At 59.6% G+C, this 16,093-nt stretch carries 15 protein-coding genes; 10 read left to right on the forward strand and 5 right to left on the reverse strand.

Going from position 1 to position 16,093, the window contains the following annotated elements; genetic code table 11:
* Nucleotides 1–101: 101 nt before the first annotated feature.
* Nucleotides 102–1,340, reverse strand: coding sequence for an MFS transporter (locus AACY52_RS08670; RefSeq protein WP_049711440.1), 1,239 nt, complete (start codon nucleotides 1,338–1,340; stop codon nucleotides 102–104).
* A gap of 320 nt (nucleotides 1,341–1,660) precedes the next feature.
* Between AACY52_RS08670 and AACY52_RS08675 the strand changes: the two genes are divergently transcribed.
* From AACY52_RS08675 to AACY52_RS08685, 3 genes are read left to right on the forward strand one after another with little or no spacing between them, the layout of a single operon-like run.
* Nucleotides 1,661–3,100: a cytochrome ubiquinol oxidase subunit I gene (locus AACY52_RS08675; RefSeq protein ID WP_339416834.1), complete on the forward strand. Its 1,440-nt coding sequence runs from the start codon at nucleotides 1,661–1,663 to the stop codon at nucleotides 3,098–3,100.
* A 1-nt stretch (nucleotide 3,101) separates the two neighbouring features.
* The gene (gene cydB / locus AACY52_RS08680; RefSeq protein ID WP_339416833.1) at nucleotides 3,102–4,109 is read left to right on the forward strand and encodes a cytochrome d ubiquinol oxidase subunit II; all 1,008 of its coding nucleotides are present in this window, start codon (nucleotides 3,102–3,104) and stop codon (nucleotides 4,107–4,109) included.
* Nucleotides 4,110–4,121: 12 nt separating this feature from the next.
* Nucleotides 4,122–4,289 carry a DUF2474 domain-containing protein gene (locus tag AACY52_RS08685; protein ID WP_010562540.1) on the forward strand — a complete coding sequence of 56 codons (168 nt, stop codon included), beginning with the start codon at nucleotides 4,122–4,124 and terminating at the stop codon, nucleotides 4,287–4,289.
* 67 nt (nucleotides 4,290–4,356) lie between these two features.
* Here AACY52_RS08685 and AACY52_RS08690 read toward each other — a convergent pair whose 3' ends face one another.
* Both AACY52_RS08690 and AACY52_RS08695 read right to left on the reverse strand, forming a co-directional pair.
* Nucleotides 4,357–5,481: a class I SAM-dependent methyltransferase gene (locus AACY52_RS08690; protein ID WP_339416832.1), complete on the reverse strand. Its 1,125-nt coding sequence runs from the start codon at nucleotides 5,479–5,481 to the stop codon at nucleotides 4,357–4,359.
* A 162-nt stretch (nucleotides 5,482–5,643) separates the two neighbouring features.
* Nucleotides 5,644–6,357 (reverse strand): LuxR family transcriptional regulator, encoded by a 714-nt coding sequence (locus AACY52_RS08695; RefSeq protein ID WP_339427988.1) that lies wholly within the window; start codon nucleotides 6,355–6,357, stop codon nucleotides 5,644–5,646.
* Between the two features lie 383 nt (nucleotides 6,358–6,740).
* Between AACY52_RS08695 and AACY52_RS08700 the strand changes: the two genes are divergently transcribed.
* Complete coding sequence (locus AACY52_RS08700) at nucleotides 6,741–7,517, forward strand: ferredoxin--NADP reductase (RefSeq protein ID WP_339416828.1); 777 nt, start codon at nucleotides 6,741–6,743, stop codon at nucleotides 7,515–7,517.
* A 44-nt stretch (nucleotides 7,518–7,561) separates the two neighbouring features.
* Here the strand turns inward: AACY52_RS08700 and mscL are convergent, their stop codons facing one another.
* On the reverse strand, nucleotides 7,562–7,981 hold the full coding sequence (gene mscL / locus AACY52_RS08705) for a large-conductance mechanosensitive channel protein MscL (protein WP_339416826.1): 420 nt from the start codon (nucleotides 7,979–7,981) through the stop codon (nucleotides 7,562–7,564).
* A 286-nt stretch (nucleotides 7,982–8,267) separates the two neighbouring features.
* Here mscL and katB point away from each other — a divergent pair, with 286 nt between their 5' ends.
* Genes katB through radA form a run of 3 tightly spaced genes read left to right on the forward strand, consistent with a single transcriptional unit; the run spans nucleotide 8,268 to nucleotide 11,810 of the window.
* On the forward strand, nucleotides 8,268–9,809 hold the full coding sequence (gene katB, locus AACY52_RS08710; RefSeq protein WP_339560422.1) for a catalase KatB: 1,542 nt from the start codon (nucleotides 8,268–8,270) through the stop codon (nucleotides 9,807–9,809).
* A 58-nt stretch (nucleotides 9,810–9,867) separates the two neighbouring features.
* Complete coding sequence (locus tag AACY52_RS08715; protein WP_339416822.1) at nucleotides 9,868–10,407, forward strand: ankyrin repeat domain-containing protein; 540 nt, start codon at nucleotides 9,868–9,870, stop codon at nucleotides 10,405–10,407.
* Nucleotides 10,408–10,442: 35 nt separating this feature from the next.
* Nucleotides 10,443–11,810, forward strand: coding sequence for a DNA repair protein RadA (radA, locus tag AACY52_RS08720; RefSeq protein WP_099584746.1), 1,368 nt, complete (start codon nucleotides 10,443–10,445; stop codon nucleotides 11,808–11,810).
* A 127-nt stretch (nucleotides 11,811–11,937) separates the two neighbouring features.
* Here radA and AACY52_RS08725 read toward each other — a convergent pair whose 3' ends face one another.
* Nucleotides 11,938–12,306: a PilZ domain-containing protein gene (locus AACY52_RS08725; RefSeq protein WP_339436776.1), complete on the reverse strand. Its 369-nt coding sequence runs from the start codon at nucleotides 12,304–12,306 to the stop codon at nucleotides 11,938–11,940.
* A 173-nt stretch (nucleotides 12,307–12,479) separates the two neighbouring features.
* Between AACY52_RS08725 and AACY52_RS08730 the strand changes: the two genes are divergently transcribed.
* The 3 genes from AACY52_RS08730 to yjiA all read left to right on the forward strand — a co-directional run bounded on the left by AACY52_RS08730 (nucleotide 12,480) and on the right by yjiA (nucleotide 15,868).
* On the forward strand, nucleotides 12,480–14,546 hold the full coding sequence (locus AACY52_RS08730; protein WP_339560423.1) for a carbon starvation CstA family protein: 2,067 nt from the start codon (nucleotides 12,480–12,482) through the stop codon (nucleotides 14,544–14,546).
* Nucleotides 14,547–14,561: 15 nt separating this feature from the next.
* Nucleotides 14,562–14,759 (forward strand): YbdD/YjiX family protein, encoded by a 198-nt coding sequence (locus AACY52_RS08735; protein ID WP_003176208.1) that lies wholly within the window; start codon nucleotides 14,562–14,564, stop codon nucleotides 14,757–14,759.
* A gap of 149 nt (nucleotides 14,760–14,908) precedes the next feature.
* A complete protein-coding gene (yjiA, locus tag AACY52_RS08740) occupies nucleotides 14,909–15,868 on the forward strand; it encodes a GTPase (protein ID WP_339416814.1) in 960 nt (319 codons plus the stop codon).
* Nucleotides 15,869–16,093: the final 225 nt, after the last annotated feature.

Below are 16,093 nucleotides of genomic sequence, written 5' to 3' on the forward strand. Positions count from 1 at the left end.
AGCTGGCTTGCCTGCGATGGCGGTGGGTCAGCTCCTGATGAGGTGACTGACACACCGCTATCGCGGGCAAGCCCGGCTCCCACAGTATTTTGCAGTGTGGCTTAAACCTTGGGCTCTTCCACCGGCACATGCATCCGATCCCGATTCGCCAGGGTCGGGAACAGCTTGATCCACACCCCCGTCACCACCAGCGTGCCGATCCCACCCATGACCACGGCAGGCACGGTGCCGAACCAGTGGGCGGTGATGCCCGATTCAAACTCGCCCAACTGATTCGACGCGCCGATAAACAAACCGTTGACTGCACTGACCCGCCCGCGCATTTCGTCCGGTGTCTCCAACTGCACGAATGAGGCGCGGATCACCATGCTGATCATGTCTGCCGCACCCAGCACCACCAGCACCGCCAGGGAAAACCAGAACGAGGTGGACAGGCCGAAGGCGATGGTCGCCACGCCGAATACGCCGACGGCGGTGAACATCACGCGGCCCACATGCCGGTCCACCGCGAACCGCGCCAACCACAACGACATCAATAGCGCGCCCACTGCCGGTGCCGAACGCAGCAGGCCCAGGCCCCAGGCGCCCGTCAGCAGGATGTCCTTGGCGAACACCGGCAGCAACGCGGTGGCGCCACCCAGCAGCACGGCGAACAAGTCGAGGGAGATGGCACCGAGAATATCCGGGCGGCTGCGGATAAAGCGGATACCGGCGAGCAGAGAGTCCATGGTCGCCTTGGCTTTGTTCAGCGGCGTTTGGCGCGCGGGCAAATTCAGGGTCAGCACGCAGGCAATGAGGTACAGCACCACCGTGGGGCCATACACCCACACGCTGCCAAAGGCGTAAAGCAAGCCGCCAAGGGCCGGCGCGACAATGGTCGCCAGCTGCTGGGCCGACTGCGACGAGGCCACGGCCCGTGGGAACAGTGCGGCGGGCACAAGGCTCGGGAGCATGGCCTGGGTGGTGGGCATTTCAAACGAGCGCGCAGCACCCAGCAGGAAGGCGAGGATAAAGATCATCTCGCGGGTCACGTTGCCGGTCAGGCCTCCAATGGCCAGGGACAATGCGATAAGCGCCTGCACGGTCTGGCAGATGGCGGCAACTTTGCGCCGCTCATAGCGGTCGGCCACATGCCCGGTGTGCAGCATGAACAGCACGCGCGGCACGAATTCCACTAATCCGACCAAACCCAGGTCCAGCACGTTGCCCGTCAGTTGGTAGAGGTTCCAGCCGATCGCCACGGTGAGCATCTGGAAGCCGCTGGCGGTGAAGATGCGCGCCAGCCAGAACGCGATGAAAGGGCGATGGTGACGTAACAGCAACGCAGGTTCGCTAGGCATCGGGAATTCGAGTCAAGGCCGGGGGAAGCGCCGAGATTATCATTAAGTTGTAACAGATAGTTGCAGGAGCTGAGCTGAGGCAGTCTGTCACGCGGCAAAAGACCACACAGGTCAACCTCAAAAATGGGACTACTCTTTCAGCAATGCTTGATTCAGATCAATGCCGTCGCAGGGGCAGTTCAAGTCGGCAGACCAGGCAAGCATCCCAGCGTGATTGGACAAAAAAAGAAACGAATTGAAATTCGCCGTACTCCATAGCGATGGGGCAGTGATTGCAGGCCGCCGGCCGGCATTCGGTATTACCTGAAAGAGGACAACATATGTTCGGTTTGGAGGCGCTAGATCTCGCCCGCGTCCAGTTCGCGTTCACCATCTCATTCCATATCCTGTTCCCGGCGATCACCATCGGCCTGGCCAGTTACCTTGCGGTGCTGGAAGGCTTGTGGCTCAAGACCCACAACGACACTTACCGTGATCTCTACCACTTCTGGTCGAAGATTTTTGCCGTCAACTTCGGTATGGGCGTGGTGTCCGGCTTGGTCATGGCCTACCAGTTCGGCACCAACTGGAGCCGCTTCTCAGACTTCGCTGGCGCCGTCACCGGGCCACTTCTGACCTACGAAGTGCTCACGGCCTTCTTCCTTGAGGCCGGTTTCCTCGGCGTGATGCTGTTCGGTTGGAACAAGGTCGGGCGCAACCTGCACTTTTTCTCCACCGTGATGGTGGCCGTGGGTACGTTGATTTCGACCTTCTGGATCCTGTCGTCCAACAGCTGGATGCAGACGCCCCAGGGCTTTGAAATCATTGACGGCCGCGTGATCCCAACCGATTGGTTCGCCGTGGTCTTCAACCCGTCGTTCCCTTATCGCCTGGCGCACATGGCCACGGCGGCCTTCGTGGCGACAGCGTTCTTCGTCGGCTCCTCAGCGGCCTGGCACTTGTTGCGCGGCAAGGACAACCCGGCGATCCGCAAAATGCTCTCGATGGCGATGTGGATGGCGCTGATTGTTGCGCCTATCCAGGCGGTGATCGGCGACTTCCATGGCCTCAATACCCTGAAGCACCAGCCCGCGAAAATCGCCGCGATTGAAGGCCACTGGGAAAACAAAGGCAACGAACCGACACCGCTGATCCTGTTTGGCTGGCCCGACATGAAGGCCGAAAAAACCAAATACGCGGTGGAAATTCCCTACCTGGGCAGTCTGATCCTCACCCACTCCCTGGATAAACAGGTGCCTGCGCTCAAGGACTTCCCACCGGAAGATCGTCCGAATTCGACCATCGTGTTCTGGTCGTTCCGGGTCATGGTCGGCCTGGGCTTCCTGATGATCTTCACCGGCCTGTTCAGCCTCTGGCTGCGCCGGGGCGACAAGATGTACACGTCCAAACCGTTCCTGTACCTGGCGCTGTGGATGGGCCCGTCCGGCCTGATTGCGATCCTTGCGGGTTGGTTCACCACCGAGATCGGCCGCCAGCCGTGGGTGGTCTACGGCTTGATGCGCACAGCGGATGCTTCTTCCGGGCATAGCCTGGCGCAGATGACCATTACCCTGGTGTTGTTCGTGGTGGTGTACTTCGCGCTGTTTGGTGCGGGTCTTGGCTACATGATGCGTTTGGTGCGCAAAGGCCCTGTAGCCCATGACGTGACCGAGCCGACCCACGGTGGTCCTGGCCAGAAGCGCACGCCGGCGCGTCCTTTGTCTGCTGCCGATGACGGCACTGACAACGACAACGACCACATCCAGCATAAGGGGAATTGAGATGGGTATTGATCTTCCGCTGATCTGGGCCGTGATCATCATCTTCGGCATCATGATGTACGTGGTCATGGACGGCTTCGACCTGGGTATCGGCATCCTGTTTCCGTTTATCCCGGGCAAGACCGACCGTGACGTGATGATGAACACCGTGGCGCCGGTCTGGGACGGTAACGAAACTTGGTTGGTATTGGGCGGCGCGGCGCTGTTCGGCGCGTTCCCGCTGGCCTATTCGGTGGTGTTGTCGGCGCTGTATCTGCCGCTGATGCTGATGTTGATCGGGCTGATCTTTCGCGGCGTCGCGTTCGAGTTCCGCTTCAAGGCCAAAGACCACAAGCGTCACCTGTGGGACAAGGCGTTTATCGGTGGCTCGTTGGCTGCGACGTTCTTCCAGGGCGTGGCGCTGGGGGCGTTTATCGATGGCATCCCGGTAGTGAATCGCCAGTTCGCCGGCGGTTCGCTGGACTGGGCCACACCGTTCACGATGTTCTGCGGTGTGGCGTTGATCGTGGCCTATGCGTTGCTCGGTTGCACCTGGCTGATCATGAAGACCGAAGGCCCGTTGCAGGAGAAGATGCACAACCTGGCGCGGCCCCTGGCGTTCGTGGTGCTGGCGGTGATCGGCATCGTGAGTATCTGGACGCCGCTGACGCACCCGGAAATTGCCTCGCGCTGGTTCACCCTGCCCAACCTGTTCTGGTTCCTGCCAGTGCCGATCCTGGTGCTGGTGACCATGTACGGCCTGTTCCGCGCCGTGGCACGCAACGCGCACTACACGCCGTTCCTGCTGACGCTGGTGCTGATCTTCCTGGGCTACAGCGGCCTGGGTATCAGCCTGTGGCCGAACATCATTCCGCCATCGGTGTCGATTTGGGACGCTGCGGCGCCGCCGCAAAGCCAAGGCTTCATGCTGGTGGGCACGTTATTCATCATCCCGTTCATCCTGGGCTACACCTTCTGGAGCTACTACGTATTCCGCGGCAAGGTCACCCACGAAGACGGTTATCACTAGGAGGGTCGTCTCATGTCCGGCAAACCTACGTTGCACGAGATTGAACAGGCCGAGAAACAACCGTTGTGGCGGCGCCTGGGGTGGCTGGCGATGATCTGGACTGGCAGCGTGCTGGCCCTGTTCGTCGTGGCCAGCCTGATGCGCATGTTCATGAACGCGGCTGGCTTGACCACCCACTGACATCCCATCCCGTTGCCTTGCGGCACGGTTTTTTGGCCCCGCCTCTCCTCGCAGTGGCGGGGCTTTTTTATTTGCGCGCTTTGAGGATCACGAATTTCGGCGTGGTGGCGATTTGCTCGACACCCCGGAACAATCGCGCCAGCTTGGTGTGATAACCCAAGTGGCGGTTGCCGACTATATAGAGGGCGCCGCCGACTACCAGCGCTTCCCGCGCCTGCTGGAACATACGCCAGGCGAGGAAGTCACCGACCACCTGCTGCTGGTGGAACGGCGGGTTGCACAGCACCACGTCCAGCGAATCGGGTGCCTGGCCGGCCAAGCCATCGGCGGCGCGTACGATGACATCGCGCTCACCGAGCGCTGCTTGCCAGTTTTGGGCCGCCGACTGCATGGCCATATAGGACTCGTCCACCAGGGTGTATTGCGCCTCGGGGTTTTGCAGGGCGCTGGCAATCGCCAGTACACCGTTGCCACACCCCAGGTCCGCCACCCGCGCGCTGCCCAGGCTTTTGGGTAGGTGCGGCAGGAACGCACGGGTGCCGATGTCCAGGCTTTCGCGGCAGAACACGTTGGCGTGGTTCAGCAACTCGATGGCTGGCGCGTCGAGGGTGTAGCGGGTCGGATACGGCGAGACAGCCGCGGGACGATCTTCAACAGTGGCGATCAGCAATCGCGCTTTCTTGACCGCCAGCGATGCGTGCATCGGCCCGATGTAGCGTTCCAGCAACTCGCCCGCCGCCCGTGGCAAGTGCTTGATCATCGCCCCGGCAATCACTTCGGCGCCTGGCGCAAGCTGGCCTTGCAGGCGGATCAATTGCTCTTCGAGCAGGGCCAGGGTTTTCGGCACGCGGATCAGTACGCGGTCAAAAGGCCCTGCCGGGATTTGGCTGGCCGGGATGAACGGCACAGCGTCAAACGCCTTGCTGTTGCGCACCAGGTTTTTCTCCAGGCCCTGGGCTGCCAGGAATGAGTCGCCGCTGGAGGTTACCTGTACTTGGCCCTGGAGGCTGACGGCCAGAGCGCCGAAGCTGTCATTGAGCACCAACACGCGGGTCTCAGTAGTCGGCTGCTGTTCGGCCAGATGATTGAGCAGGTACTCGTCAGCCGCATCGAAGGCTTGCAGCGGATCATTATGTTGCTCTGGCTGGCGGATCAGATCGAGCTGGGCGAAGGGGCTTTCGAGCAGGGGCATGGAGGGGGAGGCTCTGGGTAAACGATAAGTGTTCGGCAGTGGCCAGCCGAGACGTCTGAGTGAACGACTGGCGGCACCCGGGGGGTGGCTGCTCAACACTCAGAATTGGCCGCAAATGTTACTTTTTTTTCAGGGGGATTACATGCGGTGTTTGCTGGCGGGTCAAATAATCCCGTCTTGCGCGGCGCGGAGCACGGCGGCGATCTTGTTGTTGACCCCCAGTTTTTTCAGGCAACTGCAGACATGAAAGCCCACCGTGCGTTCGGATAAACAAAGGATGGCGGCGATGTCCGCTGCGGTCTTGCCCTTGCCGGACCACATGAGCACTTCCGTTTCACGCGGGGTCAACAGGCTGGCGGGTTTAGTACTGGGTGGTATGTCGGCATACTTATGCGCCAGTACTGCATGCATCGCGTGACACAACCACAGCATCAGCCCCGCTTTTTCGTAAAGTTCTTCCGGCGTGATTGCGCCTTTACCGCGGCTCAGGGTCAACATGCTGAACATGCCCCGGAAATCATGGACGGTTATGGTCAGCGCGATGTGCACGCCTGAAGTCTGCGCCAATGACCAAAGGCTGGGTACGTCTTTAAAGGTTTCTTCCTTCCAGACAATGGGCAGCGGGCTCTCCCTACAGTGCTTAACCACCGGGTCTACGCCAAAGAAGCTCGCCTGGTCATACACTGTTTTCCATTCATTTGGGTAGTTGGTGAATTCAATCGGCTTGACTTGGTTTTTAGGCAGGTTAGCGCTCATTTTGAAGGAACAGTGTTGGAAGCCGAGCTCTAAGGTTCTGATGGCTACCATTTCAAACACGCTGGTGGCCTCATCTTCGCCTTCTAGTTTGGGATGCCGTGTGTTGCGCCAGTTAATCATTGGTAACGCTCCATGGAATTCTCCGTGCCTTGAGGTACGTCCTGGACCCCCAACGCTGCACGGAAATGAGTGTAGGACAACGGCTACATGTCGAGAGGAAAATTTCGTACTTGCGCGCAGGTTTTTAAGAATTTTTCTGCAAAGTGACCTGCTGGCGTTGGCCGCGGGCAGTCTGAAAGTCGCGGGTTATTAGGCGTTTGAAGGCCCTGTAACGATCAACTAACAACCTGTTTGTAAGGGGGGTTGAGAGGCTAATAGCCAATTGATTGGCGGTGCAATTGGATAGCCATTACTGCATGTGTTGCGCGATACCACTACCAACCACAGGTGTTTCCACGCGCCACTTTGAGAGACACTAGGGCACCTGTTGAACGGAGGCCCCCATGACGGCCAGCGCTGAGAAATTCACCCGCCAGACCTTGCTCGATGTGCAATCGCTGACCCCCAGCCTGTTTACCCTGCGCACCACCCGCGATCCCGGTTTCCGCTTCACTGCGGGCCAGTTTGTGCGCCTGGGGGTGACCAAGGCGGATGGCAGCACCGTCTGGCGCGCCTATTCCTTAGTGTCCTCGCCGTTTGATGAGCACTTGGATTTTTTCTCGATCGTCGTCCCGGGCGGTGAGTTCACCAGTGAGCTGAGTCGCCTGCGGGTGGGCGATACCTTGATGGTGGAACGCCAGGCCACCGGATTCCTGACGTTGAACCGTTTCGTCGATGGTCGCGATTTGTGGATGCTGGGCACTGGCACCGGGGTGGCGCCGTTTTTGTCGATCCTGCAGGACTTCGAGGTCTGGGATAAATTCGAGCGCATCATCCTGGTGTACAGCGCCCGCGAAGCCAAGGAGCTGGCCTATCAGGCGCTGATCAACGAACTGGGCGAGCGCGAGTACCTGGCCGAATACGCGCACAAGCTCACCTACATTCCTATCGTCACCCGTGAACAACACCCGGGCGCGCTGAATGGGCGCATCACGACGCTGATCGAAAATGGCGAACTGGAACGCGCGGCCGGCGTTGAGCTGGCTCCGGAGCATTCCCGCGTGCTGATCTGCGGCAACCCGCAGATGGTTGATGACACGCGGCAGTTGCTCAAGCAGCGCGATATGAATCTGAGCCTGAGCCGTCGTCCTGGTCAGGTGGCGGTAGAAAATTACTGGTAATAAAAAAGGCGCCTCAAGCAGGCGCCTTTTTTTCAAGCCGGTGTTTACTGAAGCGGCTTGTCGTTCTGTGCCTTGAGCAGATCACGGATCTCACCCAACAACAGTTCTTCCTTGGTCGGCGTCGGTGGCAGGCTTGGTGCCACGGCCTCTTCACGCTTCAGGCGATTGATCGCCTTCACACCCATGAAGATCGCAAACGCGACGATGACAAAGTCGATGACGCTCTGGATGAACTTACCGTAGGCCAGCACCACCGCAGGCACATCGCCTTGCGCTGCCTTGAGCGTTATCGCCAGGTCAGCGAAGTCCACGCCACCGATCAGCAGACCAATGGGCGGCATTATTACGTCGCCAACAAAGGAGGAAACAATTTTGCCGAAGGCCGCGCCGATGATAATACCGACGGCCATGTCGACCACATTACCTTTGACCGCGAAGGCCTTGAACTCACTGATCACGCCCATGGTTATTCCTTGTTACAGATGAGAAGGGTGGGGCTCAGTGTAATTCAGTCGTAGCGGGCTTGCCTGACACAACCGTTAACACTGTTAGTTTTAATCGACACATTAAATCGAAAATAGTTTGCAAAGTGCCATCAATCGCGCGCGAAATACTCGCTAAATCAGGTGCTTACTAGATTATTTTATCAATCGGGTTGGTACGTCTTTTCTATTTATCTTCTGACTCTCGCGTCACTAGCCTCTGGCAAGCACAACTGAATGTGCACTAAAAAAACCAGAGGAAACCTTGATGAACACCCCAATGAGCCGCGGGCCTGTTATAGCGCGAACTGCGCTGGTACTGGTGACCGCCAGCCTGCTGTCCCTCTCTGTGCAAGCCGCCAACTTGACCCGCGATAACGGTGCAGCGGTGGGCGACAACCAGAACTCGCAAACCGCCGGCGCCAATGGCCCTGTACTGCTGCAGGACGTGCAACTGATCCAGAAGCTGCAACGCTTCGACCGCGAACGCATCCCGGAGCGCGTGGTACACGCCCGTGGCACGGGCGCCCACGGCACCTTCACGGTCACCGACAACCTCAGCGATTTGACCAAGGCCAAGGTATTCGCCGCTGGCGAAACCACACCGGTGTTCGTGCGCTTCTCCGCCGTGGTACACGGCAACCACTCCCCGGAAACCCTGCGCGACCCGCGCGGTTTCGCCACCAAGTTCTACACCGCCGACGGCAACTGGGACCTGGTGGGCAACAACTTCCCGTCGTTCTTTATCCGCGATGCGATCAAGTTCCCGGACATGGTCCACGCGTTCAAACCCGACCCGCGCACCAACCTCGATGACGACTCCCGTCGCTTCGACTTCTTCTCCCATGTGCCCGAGTCCACGCGCACGCTGACCGAGCTGTACGCCGACTCCGGCACCCCGGCCAGCTATCGGGAAATGGATGGCAACGGTGTGCACGCCTACAAGCTGATCAATGCCAAAGGCGATGTGCACTACGTCAAATTCCACTGGAAAAGCCTGCAAGGCATCAAGAATCTGGATCCTAAGCAAGTTACCGAAGTGCAGGGCCGTGACTACAGCCACATGACCAACGATCTGGTCACGCATATCAACAAGGGCGACTTCCCCAAGTGGGACCTGTACGTACAGGTGCTCAAGCCTGAAGACCTGGCCAAGTTCGACTTCGACCCGCTGGACGCCACCAAGATCTGGCCGAATGTGCCCGAGCGCAAAGTCGGGCAGATGGTGCTGAACCGCAACCCGGCCAACGTCTTCCAGGAAACCGAGCAAGTGGCCATGGCCCCGGCCAACCTGGTGCCGGGCATCGAACCGTCGGAAGACCGCCTGCTGCAAGGCCGAGTGTTTTCCTACGCCGACACCCAAATGTACCGCCTGGGCGCCAATGCCCTGCAACTGCCGATCAACGCACCACGCGCAACCGTCAACAATGGCAATCAGGACGGCGCACTGAATTCCGGCAAAACCACCAGCGGCGTGAACTACCAGCCAAGCCGCCTGGAGCCTCGGGAAGAGCCGCAAGCCGCACGCTATAGCCAATCGGCCCTGTCGGGCAGCACCCAGCAGGCGAAGATCCAGCGTGAGCAGAACTTCAAGCAAGCCGGTGATCTGTACCGCTCCTTCAATAAAAAAGAGCGTCAGGACCTGATCGAGAACTTCGGCGGCTCGCTGGCAACCACCGATGATGAAAGCAAGCACATTATCCTGTCGTTCCTTTACAAAGCCGATCCGGAGTACGGCACTGGCGTAGCCAAGGTTGCCAAGGGGGACCTGGCGCGCGTGAAGGCGCTGGCGGAAAAACTGACTGACTGATCCGTTGGTTATGGTCGGCGCCCAGAGACGGGCGTCGACCCTTGGCAGGAGAACACCCATGCGAATTTCTATCGGTCTGCTGATGGCCATGCTGGCCTTTGTCGCACACGCCGAGTCGCCCGACCCGGTTGCGCTCAAGGTCCAGTTGCAGGATTACTACTTCGACGCCGCCCGTCGTGGCGACCTCGACATGCTCAACACCTTTATCGATTCCGGCTACAGCCTCAACACCCAGGATGACAAGGGCTACACCGCGTTGATCCTCGCCGCGTACCACGGCCAGGGCCCGTTCGTGGAGCGCTTGCTCAACGCCGGTGCCGACGCCTGCGTGCAGGACAAACGCGGCAACACTGCGCTGATGGGCGCGATCTTCAAGGGCGAACTGAAAATTGCCCAACGCCTGCTGGCCACCGACTGCAACCCCGATCAGCGCAATGGCGCCGGGCAGACGGCGGCCATGTACGCCGGGCTGTTCAAACGCGTCGAGCTGTTGGATGAGTTGAAGGCCAAAGGCGCCGACCTCAACGCCGAAGACCCGATCGGCAACAGTGCTTCACGATTGGCCAGCGGTGAAATCCGGACCCCGGCGCCGCGCTGAGCTATCATCGCGGTTTTTCGGTTGGAGGTTCTCAAATGGCAAAGGCCAAGCGCATGTACGGCTGCACGGAGTGCGGCGCGACCTTTCCCAAGTGGGCCGGCCAGTGCGGCGAATGCGGTGCGTGGAACACCCTGACTGAAACCATGATCGAAAGCGGCGGCGCGGCGGCCCCCACTGGCCGTGCCGGCTGGACCGGGCAACAGGCGCAGATCAAGACGTTGGCCGAAGTCAGCGTTGAAGAAATCCCGCGTTTTTCCACCGCTTCCGGCGAGCTGGACCGGGTGTTGGGTGGCGGTCTTGTGGACGGTTCGGTGGTGTTGATCGGCGGTGATCCGGGCATCGGCAAATCGACGATCCTGCTGCAAACCCTGTGCAGCATCGCCAGTCGCATGCCGGCGCTGTATGTCACTGGCGAAGAATCCCAGCAGCAAGTCGCCATGCGCGCCCGTCGCTTGGGTTTGCCCCAGGACCAACTGCGGGTGATGACCGAAACCTGCATCGAAAGCATCATTGCCACGGCGCGTATCGAAAAGCCCAAGGTCATGGTGATCGACTCGATCCAGACCATTTTTACCGAGCAATTGCAATCAGCGCCGGGCGGTGTGTCCCAGGTGCGCGAGAGCGCGGCGCTGCTGGTGCGTTATGCCAAGCAGAGCGGCACGGCGATCTTCCTGGTGGGGCATGTGACCAAAGAAGGCGCGCTGGCCGGGCCACGGGTGTTGGAGCATATGGTCGACACTGTGCTGTATTTCGAAGGCGAATCCGACGGCCGCTTGCGTTTGCTGCGGGCGGTGAAGAACCGTTTTGGTGCGGTAAACGAGTTGGGTGTGTTTGCCATGACCGACCGGGGGCTGAAAGAAGTCTCCAACCCGTCGGCGATTTTTCTGACTCGCGCTCAGGAAGAAGTCCCGGGCAGTGTGGTAATGGCAACGTGGGAAGGCACTCGCCCGATGCTGGTGGAAGTGCAGGCGCTGGTGGATGACAGCCATCTGGCCAACCCTCGGCGTGTGACCTTGGGTCTGGATCAAAACCGCCTGGCGATGCTGCTCGCGGTGTTGCACCGACACGGCGGCATTCCTACCCATGACCAGGATGTATTCCTGAACGTCGTGGGTGGGGTCAAGGTGCTGGAGACCGCGTCTGACCTGGCGTTGATGGCGGCGGTGATGTCCAGCCTGCGTAATCGGCCGTTGCCGCATGACTTGCTGGTGTTCGGTGAAGTCGGCCTGTCAGGCGAAGTACGCCCGGTGCCCAGCGGGCAGGAGCGTTTGAAGGAAGCGGCCAAGCACGGCTTCAAGCGCGCCATCGTGCCCAAGGGCAACGCACCGAAGGAATCGCCGCCTGGGATCACGATTATTGGCGTGACGCGGTTGGAACAGGCGTTGGATGCGTTGTTCGAGTAATCAGCAACACCGCAAACCAATGTGGGAGCGGGCTTGCTCGCGAAAGGGGTGTATCAGCGATGAATTCGTCGACTGACACTGCGCCTTCGCGAGCAAGCCCGCTCCCACGTTTGGATTGTATTGGCTGTTAAATCTCCAGCAAAGCACCCAGCTCGCGCTCCAACTCTTCCTCGTCACCCAGGTTCAATTCGACCAGCCGCCGCAAATGGCTGATCGAGTCCAGGTCGATGTGCTGGCACACAAAGCCCAGTTGGTCATGATCCTCATGAGTCAGCCGAACCTGCATCTTGATATGGGCCTTTGGGTCCAAGCGAATATCGACGTCAAACGCCAGCGCCTTATTGCCCTTCCAATCCTCGGGGCGCTTTACCAACAAGCCCTTCAGCGACAAATCCACCAACTGCGCCGGCCACTCGCGGCCGTTTTGCCGAAGTTCGGTCTTGGCATCAAAGGCGATCCGGCGAAAACGACGGCGGTCAGACGCTTGCTCGGTCATGGTCAAACCCTCTGTAGGTAGAAAGAGTGTAGCTCTGCGCCATCATCAGGCCATTTTTTTGCTTTTTTTGCCCTGGCAAGGCTCTAGACCAACGTAGGGGGGTGGCCTTTAAGGCCAGTAGCGCTAAACTCCGGATGGCTGTCCTTTCTGTCCACCCTGGCTGGAATATAAAAATGAAAAATAATAATAGCCTGCTACGCCATCTACCCTGGCTGGTGCTGGCAATTGTAGGAGCGTGCGCCCTGGGCGTAGTGGCCTTGCGCCGCGGCGAGGCGATCAACGCCTTGTGGATTGTGGTCGCTGCGGTGGCCATCTATCTGGTTGCGTACCGTTACTACAGCCTGTTCATCGCTAATAACGTGATGCAACTCGACCCACGGCGGGCCACCCCCGCAGTGGTCAATAATGATGGTCTGGACTATGTGCCGACCAACAAACACATCCTTTTCGGTCACCACTTTGCGGCGATTGCCGGTGCAGGCCCGTTGGTCGGCCCGGTGCTGGCGGCGCAAATGGGCTACCTGCCTGGCACGCTCTGGCTGATTGCCGGCGTGGTGCTGGCCGGTGCCGTGCAGGACTTCATGGTCCTGTTCCTGTCCACTCGTCGCAACGGCCGCTCCCTGGGGGACATGGTCCGCGAAGAAATGGGCCGCATCCCTGGGACCATCGCGCTGTTCGGTTGCTTCCTGATCATGATCATCATCCTGGCGGTGCTGGCGCTCATCGTGGTCAAGGCCCTGGCCGAGAGCCCATGGGGCATCTTCACAGTGATGGCGACCATCCCGATCGCGATGTTCATGGGCATCTACATGCGCTACATCCGCCCGGGCCGCATCGGTGAAATCTCGATCATCGGCGTGCTGTTGCTGCTGTGCTCGATCTGGCTGGGCGGGCAGATTGCTGCTGATCCGGAGTGGGCCAAGGCCTTCTCTTTCACCGGTATCCAGATCACCTGGATGCTGATCGGCTACGGTTTCGTCGCGGCGGTACTGCCGGTGTGGCTGATCCTCGCGCCACGCGATTATCTGTCGACCTTCCTCAAAATCGGCACCATCATCGCCCTGGCGATCGGCATCCTGGTGACCATGCCCGACCTGAAAATGCCGGCGTTGACCCAGTTCATCGATGGCACCGGTCCGGTCTGGAAGGGCGGTCTGTTCCCGTTCCTGTTCATTACCATTGCCTGTGGCGCGGTATCGGGTTTCCACGCACTGATCTCGTCGGGCACTACGCCCAAACTGTTGGCCAGTGAAAGCCATGCCCGCTACATCGGTTACGGCGGCATGCTGATGGAGTCGTTCGTGGCCATCATGGCCATGGTTGCCGCGTCGGTGATCGAACCTGGCGTGTACTTCGCCATGAACAGCCCGGCCGCGATTGTCGGCACGGACGTGGTCACCGTGGCGCAGACCGTCAGCAGCTGGGGCTTTGCGATTACGCCTGAGGCGCTGTCTGCCGTCGCCCATGACATCGGTGAAACCACCATCCTGGCGCGTGCCGGTGGTGCTCCGACGCTAGCGGTGGGTATCGCGCAGATCCTGCACAGCGTGCTGCCGGGTGAAAACACCATGGCGTTCTGGTACCACTTTGCGATCCTGTTCGAAGCGCTGTTCATCCTGACGGCGGTGGACGCCGGTACCCGTGCCGGTCGCTTCATGCTGCAAGACCTGCTGGGGTCCTTCGTGCCGGCGCTCAAACGCACCGATTCCTGGACGGCCAACCTCATCGCGACCGCTGGTTGCGTGGCCATGTGGGGTTACCTGCTGTACCAAGGTGTGATCGATCCCTTGGGCGGCATCAACACCTTGTGGCCGCTGTTCGGTATCTCCAACCAGATGCTCGCGGGTATCGCGCTGATGCTGGCAACCGTTGTGCTGATCAAAATGAAACGCCAACGCTACATCTGGGTGACCATGCTGCCAGCCGTCTGGCTGCTGATCTGCACCACCACGGCGGGCTTCATCAAGCTGTTCGACGCGAATCCTGCGATCGGCTTCCTGTCGCTGGCCAAGAAGTACAGCGATGCCCTGGCCAACGGCCAGATCCTGGCCCCGGCCAAGAGCATCGACCAGATGCAGCACGTGATCTACAACGCCTACACCAACGCAACGCTGACGGCGCTGTTCCTGTTCGTGGTGTTCAGCATCCTGTTCTATGCGCTCAAAGTCGGCGTCGCCGCTTGGGGCAACAAAGAGCGTACGGATAAAGAAGCCCCGTTCCAGGCTGTACCGGACGCGTAATAGAGGATTGCAGCCATGTTCAATGACATCAGTCGCCTCGGTAAATACCTCGGTCAGGCCGCGCGCTTGATGGTCGGCATGCCCGACTACGACACGTACGTCGAGCATATGCAAACCAAGCACCCGGACAAACCGATGATGGACTACAAGGCGTTCTTTCGGGAACGCCAGGAAGCCCGTTACGGTGGCAAGGGTGGGCCTAAGTGCTGCTGACCCGGCACTCGGGCTTGCGGTGATCCACTGTGGGAGCGGGCTTGCTCGCGAAGGCGGTCTGTCAGTTTAGGTATGTGCTGACTGATCCACCGCCTTCGCGAGCAAGCCCGCTCCCACATTTGTTTTTGTGTTCCTTCAGGAGAATTTCTTTGCCCTCTCCCATCCCCGTCACCATCCTCAGCGGCTTCCTCGGCGCCGGCAAGACCACCCTGCTGCGCCACCTGCTCAAAGCCGAGCACGGCCTGAAAATCGCGGTGATTGAAAACGAATTCAGCGACGCCGGTATCGACACCCAGCTCTTGGGCGCAGAACCGGTGCAAGTCATGACCCTGTCCAACGGCTGCGTCTGCTGCACCATCCACACCGACCTGACCAAAGCCCTCTACTTGCTGCTCGAACGTCTGGACAGCGGCGAGATCGCGTTTGATCGCTTGGTGATCGAGACGACCGGCCTGGCCGATCCGGCGCCGGTGGCCCAGACGTTTTTCATCGACGAGGAACTGCGCGAGCGCTACATCCTCGACGGCATCATCACCCTGGTGGATGCCGCCCACGCCGAGCACCACCTGACCCAGACCATCGCCCAGGCCCAGATCGGTTTTGCCGACCGCCTGCTGGTCAGCAAGCGCGACCTGGTGGATGACGCCACCTTCGACGCGCTCAGCGAACGCCTTACCCGCATCAACCGCCGTGCGCCGATCCGCGTGGTGGATCATGGCAACATCGACTTGGCGGAACTGCTCGATGTGCGTGGCTTCAACCTCAATGCTGGCATGAGCCTGCGCCCGGTGAGCGCCGCGCCGTCCATCGACCGCATTTCCAGCCTGGTGCTGCGCACTGACCAGCCGCTGGATATCGACCGTCTCAGTGAGTTCATGAACGAACTGTTGGAAGACCACGGCAAGCAACTGCTGCGCTACAAGGGCGTGCTGAACATTGCCGGGGAAGATCGACGCATGGTGTTCCAAGGCGTGCTGAAGCTCTACGGTTTCGATTGGGATACCGAGTGGGCCGAAGGCGAGGCACGCGAGAGTGTGATTGTGTTTATTGCCGATGAATTGCCGGAGCAGAAGATTCGCGACGGCTTTGCAAAGGTCTACCAATCCTGAATTGAAATACGATCAAAATGTGGGAGCGGGCTTGCTCGCGAAAGCGGTGGATCAGTCAGCATATTTGTCACTGATACACCGCTTTCGCGAGCAAGCCCGCTCTTATCAAACAAAAAATAACTCATTGTTTTTGCTCTTAAAATTTAAGCCGCTTTAACCAGCTGCAATCCAAGTTTGCGTGCCTTGCGTTCCAAGGCGCGCATCTGCCGATCACGGCTTCTTTCT

Origin of the sequence: Pseudomonas sp. EA_65y_Pfl1_P113, from assembly GCF_963970525.1 — a bacterium.
GTDB classification, from domain to species: domain Bacteria; phylum Pseudomonadota; class Gammaproteobacteria; order Pseudomonadales; family Pseudomonadaceae; genus Aquipseudomonas; species Aquipseudomonas tritici.

Bases quoted from the DNA above. Each gene is read 5' to 3' on its own strand.
- AACY52_RS08670 (WP_049711440.1), bottom strand. From the start codon at position 1,340: ATGCCTAGCGAACCTGCGTTGCTGTTACGTCACCATCGCCCTTTCATC.
- AACY52_RS08675 (WP_339416834.1), top strand. From the start codon at position 1,661: ATGTTCGGTTTGGAGGCGCTAGATCTCGCCCGCGTCCAGTTCGCGTTC.
- cydB (WP_339416833.1), top strand. From the start codon at position 3,102: ATGGGTATTGATCTTCCGCTGATCTGGGCCGTGATCATCATCTTCGGC.
- AACY52_RS08685 (WP_010562540.1), top strand. From the start codon at position 4,122: ATGTCCGGCAAACCTACGTTGCACGAGATTGAACAGGCCGAGAAACAA.
- AACY52_RS08690 (WP_339416832.1), bottom strand. From the start codon at position 5,481: ATGCCCCTGCTCGAAAGCCCCTTCGCCCAGCTCGATCTGATCCGCCAG.
- AACY52_RS08695 (WP_339427988.1), bottom strand. From the start codon at position 6,357: ATGATTAACTGGCGCAACACACGGCATCCCAAACTAGAAGGCGAAGAT.
- AACY52_RS08700 (WP_339416828.1), top strand. From the start codon at position 6,741: ATGACGGCCAGCGCTGAGAAATTCACCCGCCAGACCTTGCTCGATGTG.
- mscL (WP_339416826.1), bottom strand. From the start codon at position 7,981: ATGGGCGTGATCAGTGAGTTCAAGGCCTTCGCGGTCAAAGGTAATGTG.
- katB (WP_339560422.1), top strand. From the start codon at position 8,268: ATGAACACCCCAATGAGCCGCGGGCCTGTTATAGCGCGAACTGCGCTG.
- AACY52_RS08715 (WP_339416822.1), top strand. From the start codon at position 9,868: ATGCGAATTTCTATCGGTCTGCTGATGGCCATGCTGGCCTTTGTCGCA.
- radA (WP_099584746.1), top strand. From the start codon at position 10,443: ATGGCAAAGGCCAAGCGCATGTACGGCTGCACGGAGTGCGGCGCGACC.
- AACY52_RS08725 (WP_339436776.1), bottom strand. From the start codon at position 12,306: ATGACCGAGCAAGCGTCTGACCGCCGTCGTTTTCGCCGGATCGCCTTT.
- AACY52_RS08730 (WP_339560423.1), top strand. From the start codon at position 12,480: ATGAAAAATAATAATAGCCTGCTACGCCATCTACCCTGGCTGGTGCTG.
- AACY52_RS08735 (WP_003176208.1), top strand. From the start codon at position 14,562: ATGTTCAATGACATCAGTCGCCTCGGTAAATACCTCGGTCAGGCCGCG.